At 49.6% G+C, this 18,445-nt stretch carries 16 protein-coding genes; 13 read left to right on the top strand and 3 right to left on the bottom strand.

Going from position 1 to position 18,445, the window contains the following annotated elements; all coding sequences use genetic code 11:
* The first annotated feature begins 9 nt into the window (after window positions 1-9).
* The 6 genes from B9Y77_RS06165 (at window position 10) to B9Y77_RS06140 (ending at window position 6,559) form a co-directional block, all read left to right on the top strand.
* Entirely contained in the window at window positions 10-903 is an 894-nt protein-coding gene (locus B9Y77_RS06165) for a hypothetical protein (protein ID WP_085490857.1), read from the top strand.
* On the top strand, window positions 900-1,379 hold the full coding sequence (locus B9Y77_RS06160; RefSeq protein WP_217807222.1) for a S24/S26 family peptidase: 480 nt from the start codon (window positions 900-902) through the stop codon (window positions 1,377-1,379). Before B9Y77_RS06165 ends, B9Y77_RS06160 begins: the two co-directional genes overlap by 4 nt.
* Entirely contained in the window at window positions 1,376-1,645 is a 270-nt protein-coding gene (locus B9Y77_RS06155) for a PqqD family protein (protein ID WP_085490856.1), read from the top strand. The genes B9Y77_RS06160 and B9Y77_RS06155 overlap by 4 nt, the downstream gene beginning before the upstream one ends.
* The gene (locus tag B9Y77_RS06150) at window positions 1,618-3,315 is read left to right on the top strand and encodes an ABC transporter ATP-binding protein (RefSeq protein WP_085490855.1); all 1,698 of its coding nucleotides are present in this window, start codon (window positions 1,618-1,620) and stop codon (window positions 3,313-3,315) included. Before B9Y77_RS06155 ends, B9Y77_RS06150 begins: the two co-directional genes overlap by 28 nt.
* 113 nt (window positions 3,316-3,428) lie before the next feature.
* The gene (locus B9Y77_RS06145; protein ID WP_073423261.1) at window positions 3,429-3,842 is read left to right on the top strand and encodes a hypothetical protein; all 414 of its coding nucleotides are present in this window, start codon (window positions 3,429-3,431) and stop codon (window positions 3,840-3,842) included.
* 149 nt (window positions 3,843-3,991) lie between these two features.
* Window positions 3,992-6,559, top strand: coding sequence for an ATP-dependent Clp protease ATP-binding subunit (locus B9Y77_RS06140; protein WP_073423260.1), 2,568 nt, complete (start codon window positions 3,992-3,994; stop codon window positions 6,557-6,559).
* 5 nt (window positions 6,560-6,564) lie between these two features.
* Here B9Y77_RS06140 and B9Y77_RS06135 read toward each other — a convergent pair whose 3' ends face one another.
* Window positions 6,565-7,263 (bottom strand): hypothetical protein, encoded by a 699-nt coding sequence (locus B9Y77_RS06135; RefSeq protein ID WP_139260766.1) that lies wholly within the window; start codon window positions 7,261-7,263, stop codon window positions 6,565-6,567.
* Between the two features lie 66 nt (window positions 7,264-7,329).
* On the opposite strand from B9Y77_RS06135, the gene hisC reads away from it, so the two are divergent.
* Complete coding sequence (gene hisC / locus B9Y77_RS06130) at window positions 7,330-8,415, top strand: histidinol-phosphate transaminase (RefSeq protein ID WP_085490854.1); 1,086 nt, start codon at window positions 7,330-7,332, stop codon at window positions 8,413-8,415.
* A gap of 9 nt (window positions 8,416-8,424) precedes the next feature.
* Window positions 8,425-9,273 carry a histidinol-phosphatase gene (hisN, locus tag B9Y77_RS06125; RefSeq protein WP_085490853.1) on the top strand — a complete coding sequence of 283 codons (849 nt, stop codon included), beginning with the start codon at window positions 8,425-8,427 and terminating at the stop codon, window positions 9,271-9,273.
* A 100-nt stretch (window positions 9,274-9,373) separates the two neighbouring features.
* Here hisN and B9Y77_RS06120 read toward each other — a convergent pair whose 3' ends face one another.
* Window positions 9,374-11,617, bottom strand: coding sequence for a DNA internalization-related competence protein ComEC/Rec2 (locus B9Y77_RS06120; RefSeq protein WP_254899943.1), 2,244 nt, complete (start codon window positions 11,615-11,617; stop codon window positions 9,374-9,376).
* Window positions 11,618-11,875: 258 nt separating this feature from the next.
* Between B9Y77_RS06120 and B9Y77_RS06115 the strand changes: the two genes are divergently transcribed.
* The 4 genes from B9Y77_RS06115 (at window position 11,876) to B9Y77_RS06100 (ending at window position 16,121) form a co-directional block, all read left to right on the top strand.
* Window positions 11,876-13,168, top strand: coding sequence for a M12 family metallo-peptidase (locus tag B9Y77_RS06115; RefSeq protein WP_254899942.1), 1,293 nt, complete (start codon window positions 11,876-11,878; stop codon window positions 13,166-13,168).
* Between the two features lie 3 nt (window positions 13,169-13,171).
* On the top strand, window positions 13,172-13,705 hold the full coding sequence (locus B9Y77_RS06110; RefSeq protein WP_085490850.1) for a DUF4416 family protein: 534 nt from the start codon (window positions 13,172-13,174) through the stop codon (window positions 13,703-13,705).
* A gap of 95 nt (window positions 13,706-13,800) precedes the next feature.
* Window positions 13,801-14,991: a hypothetical protein gene (locus tag B9Y77_RS06105; protein ID WP_254899941.1), complete on the top strand. Its 1,191-nt coding sequence runs from the start codon at window positions 13,801-13,803 to the stop codon at window positions 14,989-14,991.
* A gap of 8 nt (window positions 14,992-14,999) precedes the next feature.
* On the top strand, window positions 15,000-16,121 hold the full coding sequence (locus B9Y77_RS06100) for a hypothetical protein (RefSeq protein ID WP_085490849.1): 1,122 nt from the start codon (window positions 15,000-15,002) through the stop codon (window positions 16,119-16,121).
* Between the two features lie 8 nt (window positions 16,122-16,129).
* On the opposite strand, the gene B9Y77_RS06095 is transcribed toward B9Y77_RS06100, so the two are convergent.
* The gene (locus tag B9Y77_RS06095; protein WP_085490848.1) at window positions 16,130-17,074 is read right to left on the bottom strand and encodes a tyrosine-type recombinase/integrase; all 945 of its coding nucleotides are present in this window, start codon (window positions 17,072-17,074) and stop codon (window positions 16,130-16,132) included.
* Window positions 17,075-17,133: 59 nt separating this feature from the next.
* Between B9Y77_RS06095 and B9Y77_RS06090 the strand changes: the two genes are divergently transcribed.
* A complete protein-coding gene (locus B9Y77_RS06090) occupies window positions 17,134-18,444 on the top strand; it encodes a PorV/PorQ family protein (protein WP_176221716.1) in 1,311 nt (436 codons plus the stop codon).
* Window position 18,445: the final 1 nt, after the last annotated feature.

Here is an 18,445-nt window from a genome sequence, read left to right as displayed (position 1 = left end):
GGCGTTTAAATGTTCTATAAAGTTGCCGAGCATATTTTTGAGGTCAATGCCTGCGATGAAATCTTGTCGCAAATGAGTAATTATGCGCCTTTTGCGGTTGACTCGGGTGCTGAATCGTCTTGCAAAAATTCTGTGTTTTCGCTTGATGTGCAGAATGAGGTCGCTCCTGAATATACCGAGGATATTCGACAGGATGAAGAAGGGCAGGTGATTATATGCGGGCGAACGTCTGATGGTTTGCCTGCGTTTGATTTTTGGCTTTTTGGAAAGCCTATGGGCGTGCTTGTTTGTGAAAAGGATTTTAAGCATGCGGTGTTGTTATTGGGTAAGGAAAAAATCCCTGCTGAATCGAGCAATTTTGCGGTAAACAATGCATTGATGGTCTTGTATGCTCTTGCGACTGCGGGCTTTGAAACGGCTTTATTCCATGCGGCAGGAATTCAATACAAGGGCTTGGGCTACTTGTTCTTGGGAAAAAGTGGTACTGGCAAAAGCACGCACGCACGGTTGTGGCTCAAGTACAATGAGGGCTCGGAGTTGTTCAATGACGATAATCCTGTCGTGCGTTTGTTCGAAAAAGACGGCCGAAAGTTTGCGGTTGCCTATGGCTCGCCGTGGAGTGGAAAGACCCCTTGCTACAAGAATGTTGAAATGGAATTGGGCGGTTTTGTGCTGTTGTCGCAAGCTCCGTTTAACAAGATTTCTCCGCTTAGGGGCGTTTCTGCCTATGCGGCGATAATGCCGAGTATCTCGGGAATGCGCTGGAACAAGAATCTTGCCGATGGATTGCACCAAACTGAAAATGGACTTGCTTCGTGTGTCCCTGTGTGGTTCTTGGAATGCTTGCCGGACGAAGACGCGGCAAGGCTGTGTTGCCAAACGGTGGTACGTGAGATTCAATGATGGATTCCGCAAAAAAAAGTGATGCGCTGATTATGGCGGAAGCCATTCGTCTGGTAAACGAGGGCGTGAGTGTAACGTTCCCCGTGAACGGGTGTAGCATGTTGCCTTTTATTGTGGGCGGTCGCGATAGCGTGATTCTAGAAAAGCCTGTGGACTTGTGCGTAGGCGATGTGGTATTGGCGCTTACAATCCCGGATAATGTTCTTCATCTGGAAAATGTCGAAAAGCATTATGTTATCCATAGAATCGTTGCGTTCTCGGGCGAAAATGTGGTCCTCATGGGGGATGGAAACCTAGTGCAGCGAGAATACTGCAAACGAACTGATGTTTATGCCAAGGTAATTGGCGTGGTCAGACCCAATGGGAAAAAAAGCCTGCAAGGGACTTTTGCCGAAAGGTGCGCAGCGAAAATTTGGTATATTCTGTTACCCTTTAGGCGTTATTTACTTTGGATATACAAGAAGGTAAAAAAATGAAAATCAAGAAAGGCTTTGTATTGCGCGAAGTGTGTGGCGAACAGGTCATTATGGGCGAAGGTATTGGCGCTCTGGATTTTGGGCGCCTCTTGTGCCTGAATGAAACGGCTGCATGGCTTTGGAAGCAGGCGGAACTGCAAGGTGATTTTACGGTGGATTCGCTTGCCCAGGCTCTTTGCGAAGAGTATGAAGTGAGCGAAGAACAGGCTCGGATCGATGTTGCTGCAATTGTCGGCGAATGGCTAAAGGTGAACGTGCTCGAATGAAGTATGTCGCTTGGCTGTGGCGCGGGACGAAAGGCTTTCGCGTAAATATCGTCACCCGCATTTTGGCGGGGTCTGCACGCGTGGTGTGCGGCCTTTTGATGATATGGCTCAGCAAGCGGTTTATAGACGAGACGATTCTCACCGGGACGCAAAACGATGTTGTGCGGATGATCCTACTTTTGGTGCTCACAGTGGTGGGGTCGATTGTTCTTAGGCTTTTGTATTACTACATGACTGCCTCTGCCACAGTGAAAATGACGAATGCACTTAGGCTGTTCTATTTTGGAACGTTGTTCAAGCGTAGTCTTTTTGACGGTCATGAGTTACATTCGGGCGATGTGTCTTCGAGACTTTCGAAGGATATCGAAACGGTATCGACGTCTATGATTGATACGCTCCCGCAGATGGCGGTAACTGGAATTCAGCTTGTTGGGGCGTTTTTGCTGATGCGCTGGTTCGATGCGCGATTGGCATGGGCTTTGTTGCTACTTACTCCTGTGATGGTTGTGGTAGGGAAGCTGATTTCTCGTAAGCTCCGCAATATGACTCTGGAAATTCGTGAATGCGAAAGCCGCATCCAGATGCAGGTGCAGGAAGGCGTGGAATACAATGCCGTATTGCGCTCGCTAGAAAGCGAAAAATGGGTGGTGGAGAGGCTTGGGTTAAAACAGGATAAACTCGTAAATGATGTGATGAGGCGGACCCGCTTTACGACGGTGGCGCGTTTTGCGATTGGTTCTGCGTTTGGACTTGGTTACTTGTTGGCTTTTGTTTGGGGCGGGCTTGGGCTTCGTGACGGTACGATTACGTTTGGCGTGATGACGTCTTTTTTGCAGTTGGTGGGGCAAATCCAGCACCCGATTCTGACTTTGCTTGGCTTGGTGCCGCAGCTAGTGCATTCTACGGCGAGCATAGACCGCTTGGATGAACTGGAAAAGGACGCTAACGGGACTTTGAGCGAATCGCGCTCGGGAATGCTTTCTGAAATACGTGCAGAAAAGCTTTCGGGAATGCGCGGGCGGCTCGGATTGCGGTTGGACAACGTAAGTTTTGGCTATTCGGGTGGAGACCGCGAAGTCATTTGCGGGTTCTCGCACGATTTTAAGCCCGGTAGCAAGAATGCCGTCATGGGCGAGACGGGCAAGGGCAAGACGACTTTGTTCCGGCTTTTGCTCGGCTTTATAAAGCCTGACATGGGTCGAATGGTTCTTTATTCGGAAGGCGAAAATGTCGCAGGAATGGAGTCTGTTTCGGAGGCGACCCGATCGAATTTTGTGTATGTTCCGCAGGGCAATACCTTGATGAACGGCTCCGTGCGCTATAATTTACAGCTTGCAAAACCGGATGCGACTGAAGATGAAATGCAGCGGGTTTTGCAAATCGCTTGTGCTGAATTTGTGAACGAACTGCCGAAGGGCTTGGATTGTGAAATTGGAGAACGCGGACACGGTCTCAGCGAAGGTCAGGCTCAGCGTATTGCGATTGCCCGAGGACTTTTGCGACCGGGAAATATCTTGCTTTTGGATGAAATCAGTTCGTCGTTGGATGAGGCGACCGAGTCGGAACTTTATCACCGTTTGTTTGAAGCCTTCCCGGAAAAAACGATGATTTTCGTGACGCACAGGACTGCTGTGTGTGAAATGTGCGATGAAACGGTGCGACTCGTTTAGTTGTAATTTGCTCTTTTATTTGGTATTTGCTTAATTTTTCAGTAAAAAAAGTATTTATTTGAACTAGAATACTCTTTTGTTATTATATTTCGTGAAAATTCAAGGAGTATTTTATGCAAATAAAGAAAATTTGTTTTTTGGCGCTTGCCGCTGTAGCTTTGCAGGCTTGTTCTAACTACCAGGCTCGTGTTTATAACGAAGTCCCGCTGGTTGAAGGCGAAGAAGTCGTGCCTTTCGAAGAATTCTGCTATTTTGAAACTGAACCGAATGGCGCTGCATTTAAGGTCATGGGCAAGGTCCAGGTTGGTGGTGGTACTTATGGTTCCGCTGCTGGTCTTTTGCCGAAGTTGGAAGCGAAGGCTAAGGCTCGTGGTGGTAACGCTGTCGCGAACTATAGAGGTTCTCAGAGATTTGGTTTCTGGCCGTGGCGCTTTATTCGTCCGGTGGTGAGTGGCGATGCTGTCCAGATTCTGAATGCTCATGGCAAGTCTTGCCAGGAATTGGGCGGAACGACGTTGCCGCAGTAAACACTTGAGTGTTTTATTTTGAAAAGAATGTCGCAGTAAAATGCGACATTCTTTTTGTTTTTTCGCATTTTTTGCTCAAAAAAGGCAAATTCTTCTTTTTGGCACGCCATTTGCATAGGGTAAGGCGTAAAAAAGAAAGAAGGTCTATTATGTCAGATTTTACTAACGATGCAGAAAAGGTCTTGGCCAAGGCGCAAAGCTTGCGCGACCGCTGTTCGCACTCTTATCTGGGTGCGGCTCATTTGGCCGTTGGTCTTGTTGAAGGCCCCGATGCAACCCTGAAGAAACTTTATAAGTCCAAGGGCGTCAAGACGAACGAACTCCGTGGTCGTTTGGAACCTTTTGTCCAGAAAATCCCGCGCATGGAAGGCGTGAACCCGGATGTAGAACCGGATAGCGACTTGAACCGTATTTTGCGTGCCGCTGTGCAGGCGGCCCGTCAGGTCAGCCGTATGGTAACGCCAGGCGATTTGCTCGTGGCGTTGATGAAGTTCTCGGGCGACCGCGGACTGGCGAAGGTTTTTGAAGATGCCCTTGGTTCGACCGAAGTGGTGGAAACTTGGCTTTCGGACCCGTTTGCGGGTGCCGCGAATGCCGAGGAACAATCTCCGCTGAAACTCTACGGTCGTGAACTCGTGGAAATGGCGGCTGATGGAAAGCTCTCGCCGGTGATTGGCCGTGAAGAAGAAATCCGCCGTGTGATTTTGATTTTGAGCCGTAAGACAAAGAACAACCCTTGCTTGGTCGGTGAACCGGGCGTGGGTAAGACGGCTATTGTCGAAGGCCTTGCCGAACGTATTTACCGCGGCGACGTGCCGGATGCGTTGAAGGGCAAGAAGGTCTTTGCGCTTGATTTGTCTGCCTTGATGGCGGGTGCCAAGTACCGTGGCGACTTTGAAGAACGTCTCAAATCTGTGATTGATGCTATTGAAGAAGATGGCAATACGCTTATGTTCATCGACGAACTCCACAACATTGTGGGGGCTGGTAAGACCGAAGGCTCGATGGACTTGGGCAATATGCTTAAGCCGAAGCTTGCTCGTGGCGAACTCCATTGCATTGGTGCAACGACGACTCAGGAATACCGCAAGTACATTGAAAAGGATTCTGCTTTGGAACGTCGTTTCCAGCCGGTGCAGGTTTCGGAACCGAGCGAAGACGAAGCAATTTCCATCTTGCGTGGCATTAAGGATGGCTTTGATGCGCACCACGGCGTGCGTCTGCACGATAACGCGCTCGTGGCTGCAGTGAAACTTTCGAACCGTTACATCAGTGACCGATTCCTCCCGGATAAGGCAATTGACTTGATCGACGAGGCGGCAAGCCTTGTGAAAACGCAGATGGACACGGTTCCAGAAGCGCTCGATACGTTGCAGCGTAAGGAACTCCAGATGAAAATCGAGGAGCAGGCACTTTCGAAGGAAACGGACGAAGCGAGCGTCAAGCGCTTGAAAGAACTCCGTGAAGACCTTGCCGTGACCGATGCTGCGGTAAAGCAGATGCAGGAACGCTGGCAGGATCGCCGTGCCGCATTTGCCGAAGTTCAGGACTTGAAGAAATCCTTGAAGGCTGCAAAGGACGAGATGGAACAGGCCGAAGCCCGTTACGACTTGAACCGTGCTGCGGAACTCAAGTACAACAAGATCGTGAACATCGAAAAGGAACTGGCTCAAAAGACCGAAGCGCTCCGCAAGAGTGCCGAAGAAGGTGGCTTGAGCGAAGAAGTGACCGAAGAGACGATTGCCCTTGTGGTGAGCCGTTGGACGGGTATTCCGGTGACAAAGCTTTGCGAAGGTGAAAAGGCGAAGTTGTTGCACTTGGACGAACGTTTGCATGCTCGCGTGATTGGCCAGGACGAAGCTGTTGAAGCTGTGTCCGAAGCGATTTTACGTAACCGTAGCGGTTTAAGCCGCGAGAATGCGCCGATTGGAAGCTTCCTCTTCTTGGGCCCGACGGGCGTGGGTAAGACGGAACTTGCAAAGGCTTTGGCTGTGGAACTTTTCGATAGCGAAAATGCTCTTGTTCGTATCGACATGAGCGAATACATGGAAAAGCATAGCGTTAGCCGTTTGATCGGTGCTCCTCCGGGATACGTGGGCTACGAAGAAGGCGGTCAGCTGACCGAAGCTGTGCGTACGCATCCGTACTGCGTGATTTTGCTCGACGAAATCGAAAAGGCGCACCCGGACGTGTTCAATACGCTGTTGCAGGTTCTCGATGACGGTCGTTTGACGGACGGCAAGGGCCGTACGGTGAACTTCAAGAACACCTTGATTTTGATGACCTCGAACTTGGGTGCCGAGAAGTTCCGCTTGAGTGCGGCTAACGCCAAGAACGGTGAACCGCCGCAGGTTGCGCTTGCGGATGTCGAAGCCGACTTGCATGCATTCTTCCGCCCGGAATTCTTGAACCGTTTGGACGAAGTGCTTGTGTTCCAGAGCCTCTCGAAGAAGCAAATTCGCGAAATCGTGAAACTCAAATTTGCGGATTTGGCGAACCGCGCTGCCCGTCAGGACTTGGTGCTTACGCTTTCGGATGCGGCACTTGATGCTATTGCGGAAGGTGCTTACCAGCCGGAATTCGGCGCTCGCCCGATTCAGCGTTACATCGAACGCAACATAGAACGTCCGTTGAGCCACGCTATACTCTCGGGAACCGTGAGTGCGGCAAAGCCTGCCGTGGTGGACTACAAGGACGGAATGTTTGTGGTGAAATAATTAGTCTACAATGCTGTCATAACGTAAAGAGCAATGGTCTTGCGATCATTGTTCTTTTCTTGCATAACGCCCACGTCGAAGTCAATACGGACGTGCGTACCGCCAAAGGTAAGTTCAATCTTCGGGATAATGTCGACCATGAAATCTTCCTTCAGGTTACCCACGCTAGCCGATGATGTGACTTCAAGGAACATGCGGAGGACTTGTCCAAAAACAAGTGTCGGAATCATGGATGCCGAGAACTTTACGTAGCCGTCTTTGCCGGTTGCACCGTCAAGGAAACCTGCGCGGAGTTCGTAGTAGTTTGCGAAGCACTTCGCGATAAACTGTTGTGTGCCGATGGTGAATGCCAATGCGCTCTGGCTTGTTTCGCTCAAGTCGAGGTAGCCGTCAAATGCGATGAATGAACTTGGTCTGTAGCGGTAACGGACACCGATGTCCAAGGCAGTGTTGATTTCTTCGAGCTGACCGTAAGTGTTGATGTCGAGCTTTGCACCGACGTCGAATTGTTTGTTGAGTCTAGTGGTGAAGTTGATGGGAAAAAGCACATCGGAATTGAACGGCGAGCGGATGCCGAGACCGACGCCAATCTTTGGAGAGGGGCGGCTTTCGGGACCAAAGTTGTAGCGCATGTCCCAGAAATGGTCCACTGCAAAAGCATTTGTTACTAAAATCGCAAATAGCAGGCAAAGAATGTGTTTCATGTCCATCAAAGTTAGATAAATCGCTCGGTAAAAGCTAAATTTACACGCGTTAAAATGGAGGTATTTGTGGTCGAACCGCGTCCAGAACTTTCAAAACTTTCCGATTACGTCCCAGGCAAGTCCATCGACGAAATTCGTGAACGTTATGGTCTTAAGAATGTTGTAAAGCTTGCGTCTAACGAAAATCCGTTGGGTGCTTCTCCGAAGGCGGTGGAAGCGTTCCACGAAATTGCAAATTCGTTGCACTTGTACCCACGCGGCGATGCTCCGAAGCTCATTGATGCTATTGCAAAGATGTATGGCGTTTCTACCAATCAGATTGTGATTGGTAACGGTTCCGATGAAATCATCGACATGGTGGGCAAGGCTTTTATCCGCCAGGGTGACAATTGCGTGGGCATTACGCCGACGTTCTCCGTGTACAAGTTTACGACGCTTTCGAACGGTGCCGATTTTATTGGCGTTGGCGAAGGCGATGAAAAGGCAACGCTTGATAAGCTCGCTGCTGCTGTTAACGAAAAGACTCGCGTGGCTTTCATTTGCAACCCGAACAACCCGACCGGTCACTATTACACCGAAGCTGAAATTCGCAGTTTCCTTGCAAAAGTGCCATCGAATGTTCTCGTGTTCTTGGATGAAGCTTACGCTGAATTTGCAACGGCTGCCGATTATCCGAAGATGGCTCCGCTGCTTTCGGAATATCCGAACTTGTTCCTCAACCGTACTTTCAGTAAGATTTACGGTTTAGCTGGGCTCCGCGTGGGTTATGCGATGGCTAGTGTTGAAGTCGTCCGTGCCATGTGGAAAATTAAGCCGCCGTTTGACGTGAACCAGGCTGCTCAGGTGGCTGCCGTGGCAGCTCTTGCTGATACCGCTCACGTTGAAGCGACCCGCAAAAACAACGCTGTTGGCTTTGAATATTTGAACCGCGAACTTGGTGCGCTTGGTTTCAAGGTGCTTCCGACGCAGGCAAACTTTATTTGCGTGCACATCGGTGAACGTGCCAAGGAACTCGTTTCGTTCTTGGAACAGAACGGTATGATCGTTCGTGGTCTTACGAGCTTTGGTATGCCGGAACATATCCGCATCACGGTCGGCAAGCCCGAAGAAAACGAACTCCTCGTTTCGCTTGTCAAGAAGTGGGTTGGCTAGGAGCTTGTTATGGAAAATCGCGAAATTGCAAAGGCTGGTGTCGCTCCCGAGAATTTGGAACTCTTGAAGATTGCGCTCAAGACGGCTGAACTTGCCGAAGAGAACATCCTCAAGTTTTACCAGAACGATGTGGGTGTCGAATGGAAGGCTGACAAGACTCCCGTGACGATTGCGGACAAGGGAACGGAAGAACTCGCCCGCAAATTTTGGGCGAAGGAAACTCCCGGCTTTGGCGTCATTGGCGAAGAATTTGGCATTGAAAGCCCGGATGCGGAATACCAGTGGGTGATTGACCCGATTGACGGCACCAAGTCGTTTATCCACGGTGTGCCTTTGTTCGGAACGCTCATTGGGCTGTGGCATAAGAACGTTCCGATTGCAAGTGTGATCCGCTTGCCGGCAATGAAGAGCGCTGTGTGGGCGGTGAATGGTGGCGGCGCCTTTTTGGACGGTCGCGAAGTTCGCGCTTCGAAGGTATCGCAGTTGAGCGATGCGCTCGTGCTTTCGGGTACGGTCAACACGATGGAAGACAAGGGTTTTGGCGAAGGCTTTACGAAGCTCCGCCGCAGCGCTCGCTTGCATCGCGGCTGGGGCGATTGCTACGGCTATTACCTCGTGGCTGCAGGTCGTGCCGAAATCATGGTGGATCCGGTTGTGTCGATGTGGGACATTGCCCCGTTCCCGCTTTTGATGAAGGAAGCGGGTGGCAAGTTCAGTACCATCGATGGCAAGACGGAACTCTTCGATGCAAACGGCAAGCCGACTGCTCCGATTTACGAAGGCTTCACGAGCATTGCGACGAACGGGCTGTTGCACGATACTGCACTTGATTTCCTTACACGTCATTCTGAAGGCTGAAAGCCTGAAGAATCCAGTTAAGTTAAGTAACTACAAGATTTGACTGGATCCTTCGCTTTGCTCAGGATGACGGTGAGTGAGGTGTTTCGGGATGACGTGCTTACCACATTGTTGTATAGCTGATGGAATCAGGGACGAATGTGAATGTTATCGTCCCTTTTTTTGCGGTGTTGATGTAAGGAATGTGGAGCGAATCGAGGCGGTCGGTCACTTGCTTGTGCGGGTGTCGGAACTTGTTTTTGCGACCACTGGGGATTATGGCGTACATGGGGGAGACTGCGTTCAAGAACGGTACGCTGCTAGATGTTTTGGAACCGTGGTGCCCGAGCTTTAGCACATCGCTTTTCAGATAAGCGTCTGTCTTCATGATTTCTTTTTCGCCTTTGACGGTGAGGTCTCCGGTAAGTACCGCAGAATGCCCGAGTCCTTTGAGCCGAAGCGTGATGCTCCCTTCGTTCGCTTCGACGCAAACATCGTTTCGCGGATGGATTGTTCGCATTTCGAAGAAGTTTTCTTTCCACAGAAAGCCGCGATGGATGTTGCGGATTGGTATGTTCCTTTTGCGGGCTTCGCTGAGGACTTGTTGCCAGTCGGGTTTGCTTTCTTTCATTGAACAATCGCTTGCCCAAAGTTCCTTGACGGGGAACATTTTCAAAAGCGAAAGCGCTCCGCCGAAATGATCCTTGTCGGGGTGTGTGATGATGAGCGCATCGAGCTTGCTTACGCCGATGTGGTGTAAAAACGGAACGATGATGTCTTTGCCGGAATCTTGGCGGCTGTTGTCGCCAGCGTCCACGAGAAAATATCTGCCGGATGGCGCCTTGATGAGATGGCTGTCGCCTTGCCCGACATCGATGGTCGTGAGCGTCCACGACGGGTGCAGAACTTCGCAGTAACTTTCAAATGCGAATAAAGCGGCGGCGGCTAGAACGCATATAAACGCGTACTTGCGGGCGATGTAGTTCTTGTAGCAAACCGGCAAAAGTAAAATCAAGATTCCGAGTGCTAGCAGAACCGCAGGCGAGAATGGTCCGACGGTCATCGAGGCGGCCGCAGAATCCGAAAGAATTCGCGTCAAAAGCGATGCCAAACGCAAAAAGAATCTCGCGGCGGCGCAGAATGTTCCGCAGATAAAGTCTACAGGCGAGAGCTGTGCGAAAAGCCCCGCCTGCATGCCTAGCGAAATGGCTGGCACGATGATGATATTCCCGAACCATGCGAACGGCGATAGTGTCTTGAAATGGTATATGAGGAATGGTGCTGTGGCGAGCGTTGCACAAAGCGTCACATACGTGGGGTCAATGGCGAATGCTTGAATCTTTTGCCAAAGCTTGTTTTGCTTGAGGCTATCGGGCAAAAGCTTTGTCGGGTTATGCGGTGTGCCGATGATAATCCCTGCGGTCGCAGCAAACGAAAGCTGGAATCCCGGATTCCAAATGACGCTTGGCTCTGGCAAGATGATGAGGAGCAATGCGACACCCAAGCTGTTGAGCGTATTTGCGGGTTTCCCGAATAAAGTGCCAATTTGCGGAATGGCGAACATCATGACCGCACGGCGCACGGCTGGCGAGCCTCCCGTGACGGGAACGTAAATAGCAAGGAGTGTGACGGCGATGATGGTTACCGCTTTATGCGGAAGTCCGGTCGCTTTCAAGAAAATCATGAGCATGCCTGCAAGCAAAACGACGTGAAAACCGCTAATTGCAAGCACGTGCACAAGCCCCGACCGTTGAAAATCGCTACGTAACACCTCTGGAATGCCCGAGCGGTCACCCGCCAATAGCCCCATCAAAAGCCCCGTTTCGGCAGGGTCGAGGAACTTTGCGAATCTCGCCTGCATAAATTGCCTAAACTTAAAAAAGCTCCGTTCGAAAGTCCAGTCGCCGGGGTAAGCCGTCCACTGTTTGAACTTGCCGTAAGCGGCGAGTCCCTGTGATTTTAGCCAGTTTTGCGTATCAAAAGCGCCAGGCACGCTTGGTGGTGTCTCGGGGTACCACGAAGCCTCAAAACAGATGGAATCCCCTGGCAAGGGGAGGTCCGGCAAATTCCGCTTCTCAGTCAGACGTACTTTATACCCCTCGCGCGCACTCTCATGAGTATTTCCAATAGCCGTCTCCTCGGCATTTCCCGAAACATTGATGATAAAAGCCGTCCCTTTAGGCCGTGGGAGCCTGGATTCGACTTTCCCGCAGTCGGTATTGCTGATGGCATCATTTTTGCGAACAGTTTCGGCTATTTCGACCACCCCTTCATGGGCGATAATTCCTGCCGCTAAAGACACAAAAATCACCCATTGGATGTGCCTTCTGAAGAAATGTGTGAGTAAAATCAGCGATCCAAGCATAAAAAGGGCAAATTTGGGCTCATCTAGGGAGGCTATCGTTGTTGCAACGACTATTGCACTCACCAAGGCGGGTTTACCGTCAAGGGGAGCAATAAGGTCCTTAAATGCGTTAAATATTTTTTCTTTGCTATTTTTTTTCATTTTCTTTTTTCTTTTGTATTTTATATGTGGTGTTTACTTTCTATACACGCATTTGAGGAGTGTTTGTTTCGGGTATTTATGAAAAATTTTTGTAAAAAAGTGTGGATTTTAGGTTTTTTGGCTCTGTTGTTGTCGTTTTTTATTACTGCATGCACGACATCAGTTGAGGCTGATGGTGAAATAATCCTAAAACCCGATACAAGTCGATATATTGTCCATAAACTTTATCCGAATGACTTGGCTAGAAACGATTCGGCAGCCGCAAATATTGCGCACGGAATCATGCTCGCTGTGCATCCAGGGGCTTCGTACAAGCTTTCTTTTGATATCGATTCTACTGTTCCGGCTCCGGAATTGCAGTTGTTCCGCCCCTATAGCATCGATGCGGGGCTTTTCGGGTTGAGTAAGGTCCGTACTTTGACGCCTACAGTTGTCGGAAAGCGATATGTCTATTCTTTTATCTGCGAAGAAAATGAAATGACGGTGTGGTATACATCGCTCGGTAACAATGGCAAGTATTACGAAGGCGAAGTTAAGAACATTAGCTTTACCGGGACTGGAACTTATAAAGATCATTTTGCTTTGAATCTGATTGTTGTTGGTGCTGTCGGGAAAACGAAAGATGGCATGGATATCGAAGAACTGTCGCATTATATGCTAGAAGCGTTTCGTGAAAAGTATTATGGTGTAACGATTGATACTCTATATGTCCTCTATGCCCACGAGCATCCTACATTAGGGCGTAAGTATACGGCTGATTATCCTTGGGAGGCTGGGACGAGTTCCGAAGATATCTTTTTGGGGGACCTTGCTAGTTCGATTGACGAAAAGCATAGCAATACCTTGAATGTGTTTTTCATGCATAGTATTGCGGGAAACAATGTCATGGGGCTCTCGCGTCTCTTTGCCGGGGAACTTGGTGCGGGCGAGGAAAATGCTGTTGTTATTGGAGAATATGTCCATAACCAAGATGGCGAACTTGAATTGCAGTCGTCGTACAACATTGTGATGACGATGATTCACGAAACTGGGCATTCTTTTGGTCTCAGGCATACATCGGCGACGAAGCTCGATATGAAGCAATATCTCGGTGGTGATGAAAAGACTGGCGTTTTGGTCGGCGACTGGTCCAATATTGATGATGGATTAACGGATACGCCGTTTTGTGAAGAAATTTTAAGGAGTAATTTATACAAGCAGGCTGAAGAACCCGCCTTTGAAGCCTCAGGTTTTGTTTATAGGGCGATTCACGAAAGCTGTTCAGACCGCAAACGTTATTCGTCTATTTATATTTGTCCTGATTTAAGTAACATTATGTTCCCGGTAACGGTCGAATGTGCTCAGGATCTCTCGTTCTCGGAACAGCAGATGGAAATAATCCGATCGACATTGTCGATTATCCCGCACTAAAAAATGAAAGCTTCTCAATTCTCTGAAAATGCGCAGTTGATTGCGTTTGTGTTGCAAAAAGGGTCTGAATGGGACCCAAACGTCATTGAGCTTTTGGAAAAAACTTGGGGCCCTATCCGCCATAAGGGGCGCCTTTTTGCATTTGATAAGACGGATTATTACAAGCCTGAAATGGGTGATGACTTGTATCGTGGGGTGGTCTCTTTTGAAAAGGAAATCCCGCCAGAGACGATTGCCGAAGAAAAGGAACGCAGTAACGCATTAGAACTCACGACCGCATCGGCGGAAACCCCGGAACTGCGCCATGTGAACATTGACATTGGCTACATGGATATGGACAAGGTGGTGCTCCCGAGCTACAAGCGTGGACCGTTCAAGCTTTATGCGGGCAAGGGCGTATGGCTCGATATGCTTTTGACGTATGCGAAGGGCGTATTCCACCCGACCGCCTGGGCGTTTGATGACTTTGTGCGAAATCCCTACCAGCACGATTTACAGCTTATCCGTGAAAAGTTCAAGAAAGCGCGCAAGGGATAATCCGGAGTTCGAAATTAGGAATTTTTGCTAGATTCCCTCCCTTTGGTCGAGAAGGACGTTTCTCGATGTTCCAATTCTTTTTATATTGCATGCTGATGAATAAGAAGCTTTTACTCCTAGGTCTTTCGACCCTTACGTTTTTGGCGTGCTATAGCCCCAAACCATTCGAGGCTGAATCTTTGGATGATGATTCCAAAAAGCAGAGTAGTTCTGAAATGGGGACGATATACTCTGTCAATGGAAGTGAGCAAATCTGCAACCCGTCCATCTCGCAGGATACGGTCAATTTCCCGGCTTCGATGCTTTGGTTGAACTTTAGCAAGATTAAAGTCAATAAACATGATGACGAATTCCCCGTTACAGATGTTAAGCAGCATGATCGTTTGACCGTTTCGGATACCGCGAATAACGTGAAGTGGTATTTGATGATTGATAAGGATAAGGGCGAATGCCAGTTCCAGGACCCGGAATGGAGTACTCATCCTGATTTCATCGTCTCGTTGCGCGGTCAGGGACTCAATGGGGGTTCATGTGGTGACGTCTTGGATTACGGCATTTTTGCGGTCCGTACGTCGGACAAGAAAAAGTTCTGGTTCTTTGACAAAGACATTATTGAACAGGCGACTCCGCATGTGTGGGTAGATCCTACGGCTAAAGCGGAAGCCGATGGGGATGAATCGACCGTCGAAGGCTTCTTTGGTACGAAAAATGTGCGTCTGACTTATGCGGACGGAACGGATGGAGATCCGCAAAATATCGTATTTATCGATTATGCCAATGGCGGAAAGTCGAAGGCGATTAAGCTTAAGAAGCCTACGGATCGTAGCAACTGGAAAGTTGAAAGCCCGATGATTTCGCCGGATGGTAATTTTGTCGTGTATAACTTGATGACGAAATCGGAAGATAACTGGGAAGCCTATATCCAGGAACTTTCCAAAGATGCCGAAGGTGTTAAAATCCCTCTTACGAAGGACATGAAGTCTGAACCGGCTCAGCCGCACTGGTTTGAATCGGATGGGCGCCTGTTTGTGGTTTGGACGGAATTTACTCAAACGTCATACTACAACAAGATCCATTTAGATAATGCTTCGGCTCAGGACGGTTCTGCCGGGCGTACGGTAATGCGTGAGGTTCGCTTGAAAACGGGTGCTTCTAAGAGTGAACTGGTGGAATGGGTAGACGATAATGTGGAACTTGCGCCGGTCCCGATGATTGGCGGGCGTTCTCCCGATGGCAAGTTCTTGTCGACTGGCTATAAGTACGCTTATTTGCTTAAGCTTCCGTGAGGTGCGGTATGAAGAAGAATTTTTTGATTGAAGGCTGTTCTCTTGTCGCACTTGTTGCGGTTGCTTTTTATGCTGGCTTTAATTCCCCTGTGACGCCTGCGACTCCGTGGGAGTCCATTGGCGGTTGCGGTGCTGGCGGTTCCGGTGGCGGTTCCGGCGATGGCATCAAGTGGATTGGTCAGGGCGTTTCGGGCGGTTATCTCGAAGCTGAAGTCTTTACGAAGTACAACGTGGGGCAGAATTTCTCAGCTCTTACGGTGAATCCGCATTTCTCGATCAAGCCAACGTGGGATACGAAGGTTGGTGTGACGATCCCGTTCATGAGCCATCAGGGCGAAGTGCAGTATCGCAGCAACCAGACTCCGACTGACCGCACTACGGGCGGTCTTGGCGATATCTCGTTTGATTTTTCGAAAACGATTGGCAGTGGCGGTGCAGCATCGCTTTCGGCATCGCTCTCGATTCCGACGGGGCAGTATGATATCAAGCGCGGTAAGGATGGCGGTAAGGAAATCTTGCCGAGTAGTTTCCAGAAGGGGAGCGGTCTTTATTCACTGACGCTTGGATGGGACTACAGCCGCGATACGGACAAGGGCATCTGGCTCTATAGCTTGAGCTACACGCACCCGTTTGCGATGCACTTGTTCTCGGGCGAAAATGAGTTTAACGACAGCTATTGGAAGAATATCAAGAAGCATGGAGACCGCTTCAAGTACCGCTTCAAGCCATATGGCGAAAATGACCTCGGTGCATTTACTCCGCCTTCGATTGGTGGTTCTGTCGCTTATGGTTATCGTGGTCGTACGGGCATTGTCCAGTCGTTTGGCTTGAATTTCTCGATCCCGCTTGGCGTGGCTTGGATTTCTTCTGAATCCGAAGGAACTTACGACCCAAGGCCGGATCCAGATCACCAGGCTTGGTCTGTTTCGCTTGTGTATAGCTTGGAATTCTCGAACCCGGACTTCCCGGTGTTCCTTGCGTTCTCGCTCCCGATCCATGACAAGGCGGGTGGCGCTGATGCAATGAATGAATACAGCGAAAAGCCGATGAAGAAGTGGAACGCTCCGGACTGGAGTGATATCGGTCAGCAGTGGACTATCGCCGTTGGCGTTAAGGGAAGCTTCTTTTAGTTAGAGGGCTATGCGCGCGGGTGCGTCTTCTTGAAGGCTTGTTTTAGTCGTTCGGCATTCACGTGCGTGTAGATTTGCGTGGTGGAAATGTTCGAATGCCCGAGCATTTCTTTGACGCTCATGATTTCGGCGCCGTTTTCGAGCAGGTGCGTGGCAAAACTGTGGCGCAGCACGTGCGGGCTTGCTTTCCCTTCCCAGCCGATTTCTCGGAGCAGGTCGTGAATGTCGTTTCGCAATGTGCGGATGTCATAGGGCTTTCCGTTTTCGCTTAGGAAAACGTAGCTTGTAATTGTTGGGGCGTGTCCGGCTTCAATCTCAGCAGCCCTGAATTTTTCGAGCCAAGAAATGAGCACGTCAGTAATTGGAACGATGCGTTCCTTGTTGCCTTTACCGATGACTCGGACAAGTTTTTCTTTTGTCTGTAATTGGTTCCAGCAGAGGCTTTGACATTCCGAAATTCGCAGTCCCGAGCCGTAAATGAGTTCGAGCAAAAGTCGTGCGCGGACTTGCGGGAGAGTCGGATTTTCAGGTAATTCAGGGAATTTTTCTTCGGCGAGGTCCTTTTGCCCGAGGAATTGCACAAGGCGCTTGGGGCGCTTGGGCATGGGGACTGCTTCGGCGGGGTTCTTTTGCAAAATCTTCGAACGCACGAGGTATTTGCCAAAGCTTTTCAGTGCGGCGAGGTGCTCGCAGATGCTTGTGGGTGCAAGTTTCTGCTTGATTTTCATGTCCCACACGAAATTCTTGACGTTTGTTTCAGAGAACGATTCAAGAGGCGCAGCCGTCTTGGTTGCGGTTGCTTGCTGTGCATTGGGGTTGCGCTGTGCATCCCCGGCTAGCATCGCGAGGTATTTTTCGAGCGATTTGCGGTATGTAATGACTGTTCTTTCGGAATACCTGCGCTGGGTTTGCAGGTATATCAAGAAATTTTGGATGTAATCGTCTAAAAGCATTTTTTTAAAGTGTTTTCAAAAAGAAAAATATCTATTTTAGTTGTCACCAAATGTCTTTTTTGAAAAAATTTATATCTCTGCGGACTTGTTTCCTTGCCTGTGCGTTTGCGTCATCGGCTTTTGCTGCTGACCGCGTTGTGGGTGCGAATGCGACTCTTGATATGGAACCGGGTGCACGCTCTGCGGCTTTGGGTTCTGCAACTCTGGCTGTTGAGGGCGATTACCTTGGACTTTTGACCAATGCGTACCAGTTATCTCAAGCCAAATACATGTGGGCATCGTTTTCGCATACGGCTTATTACGAAGATACCAAGTACGATTATGCATCCATGGTCATCCCTCTCCCTAAAAACCAGGGGTTAGGTGTTTCTTTCTCAAGGTTTGGTGCCGATGATATCCCGTACATTAGGGAAGGGGAACCGGTGCCTGAAGGCTCGGACTACAACACGCTCTCCTATGCGGACTGGGTATTTTCTGTCGCCTGGGGGCGTCGCATTATAGACCGCTTGGACTTGGGAATTGCGTTCCATGTGCTTTATCGTGATATGGACCAGACTGGCTGGGGCTTCCGCGGCGATGCTAGCGCTCGTTATCAAATCATGGATGATTTTTACGTAGCGGGTCTTTTGAAAGGCTGGACTTCTTCGGCGACTTCTTGGGAATCTGGCGAATTTGAATATTCCGCTCCTGAATTTTACTTGGCTTTAAGCTATGGGCTGCCCGTCCAGTACTTGTATGGCAAGTTCAATTTTTACTGGCAGAGTGCAGGTTTTTTCCATCATGATGCAAGAGACTTGGACTTTGACGAAGATACCCATGGTGGCGATCGCATTTGGGAAGATCCGTTGGATTGGCTGTCTGGCGGTCGTGGTGGCGTCGAATTTGCGTTTGATTTTGGACTCAAGTTGCGAGTCGGCCTCAGCAGCTTTACGACATTCAAGAGCGTGACGGCTGGTGCCGGTCTTACGATTGCAAATTTCCTTGTGGTGGATTACGCGTTTGAATCGCATCCGGTGTTCTCTCCGGTGCATCGCGTGAGTGTAAGCTTTAGCCCGTACCTCTTTGGCCACAAGCCGAAGAAAGAAGGACACTTGAGCAAGACTGATGCCGCAAAGAAACTTGTGACGGAAGATGAATTCCCAGCGGATGAATTTGTGGAAGAACGCGTGGAGGAAACTCCTGTCGCTCCGGTAAAACCTGCTTTGAATGAAGCTCCAGAAAAAGTGGAATCTCCAAAGGTTGAAACGGCTCCTGCAACAGCTCCGGCTTCAGCTCCGACAGCTACTACTCCGGTAACGCCTGCTGCACCGATTGCACCTACGGCGCCAGCAACTCCGATTATTGAAACTGATGATGAAATCTTGGAATAGA

This window comes from Fibrobacter sp. UWB13 (assembly GCF_900177805.1).
Lineage (GTDB): Bacteria > Fibrobacterota > Fibrobacteria > Fibrobacterales > Fibrobacteraceae > Fibrobacter.
This window is presented reverse-complemented; position numbering and strand designations above follow the sequence as displayed.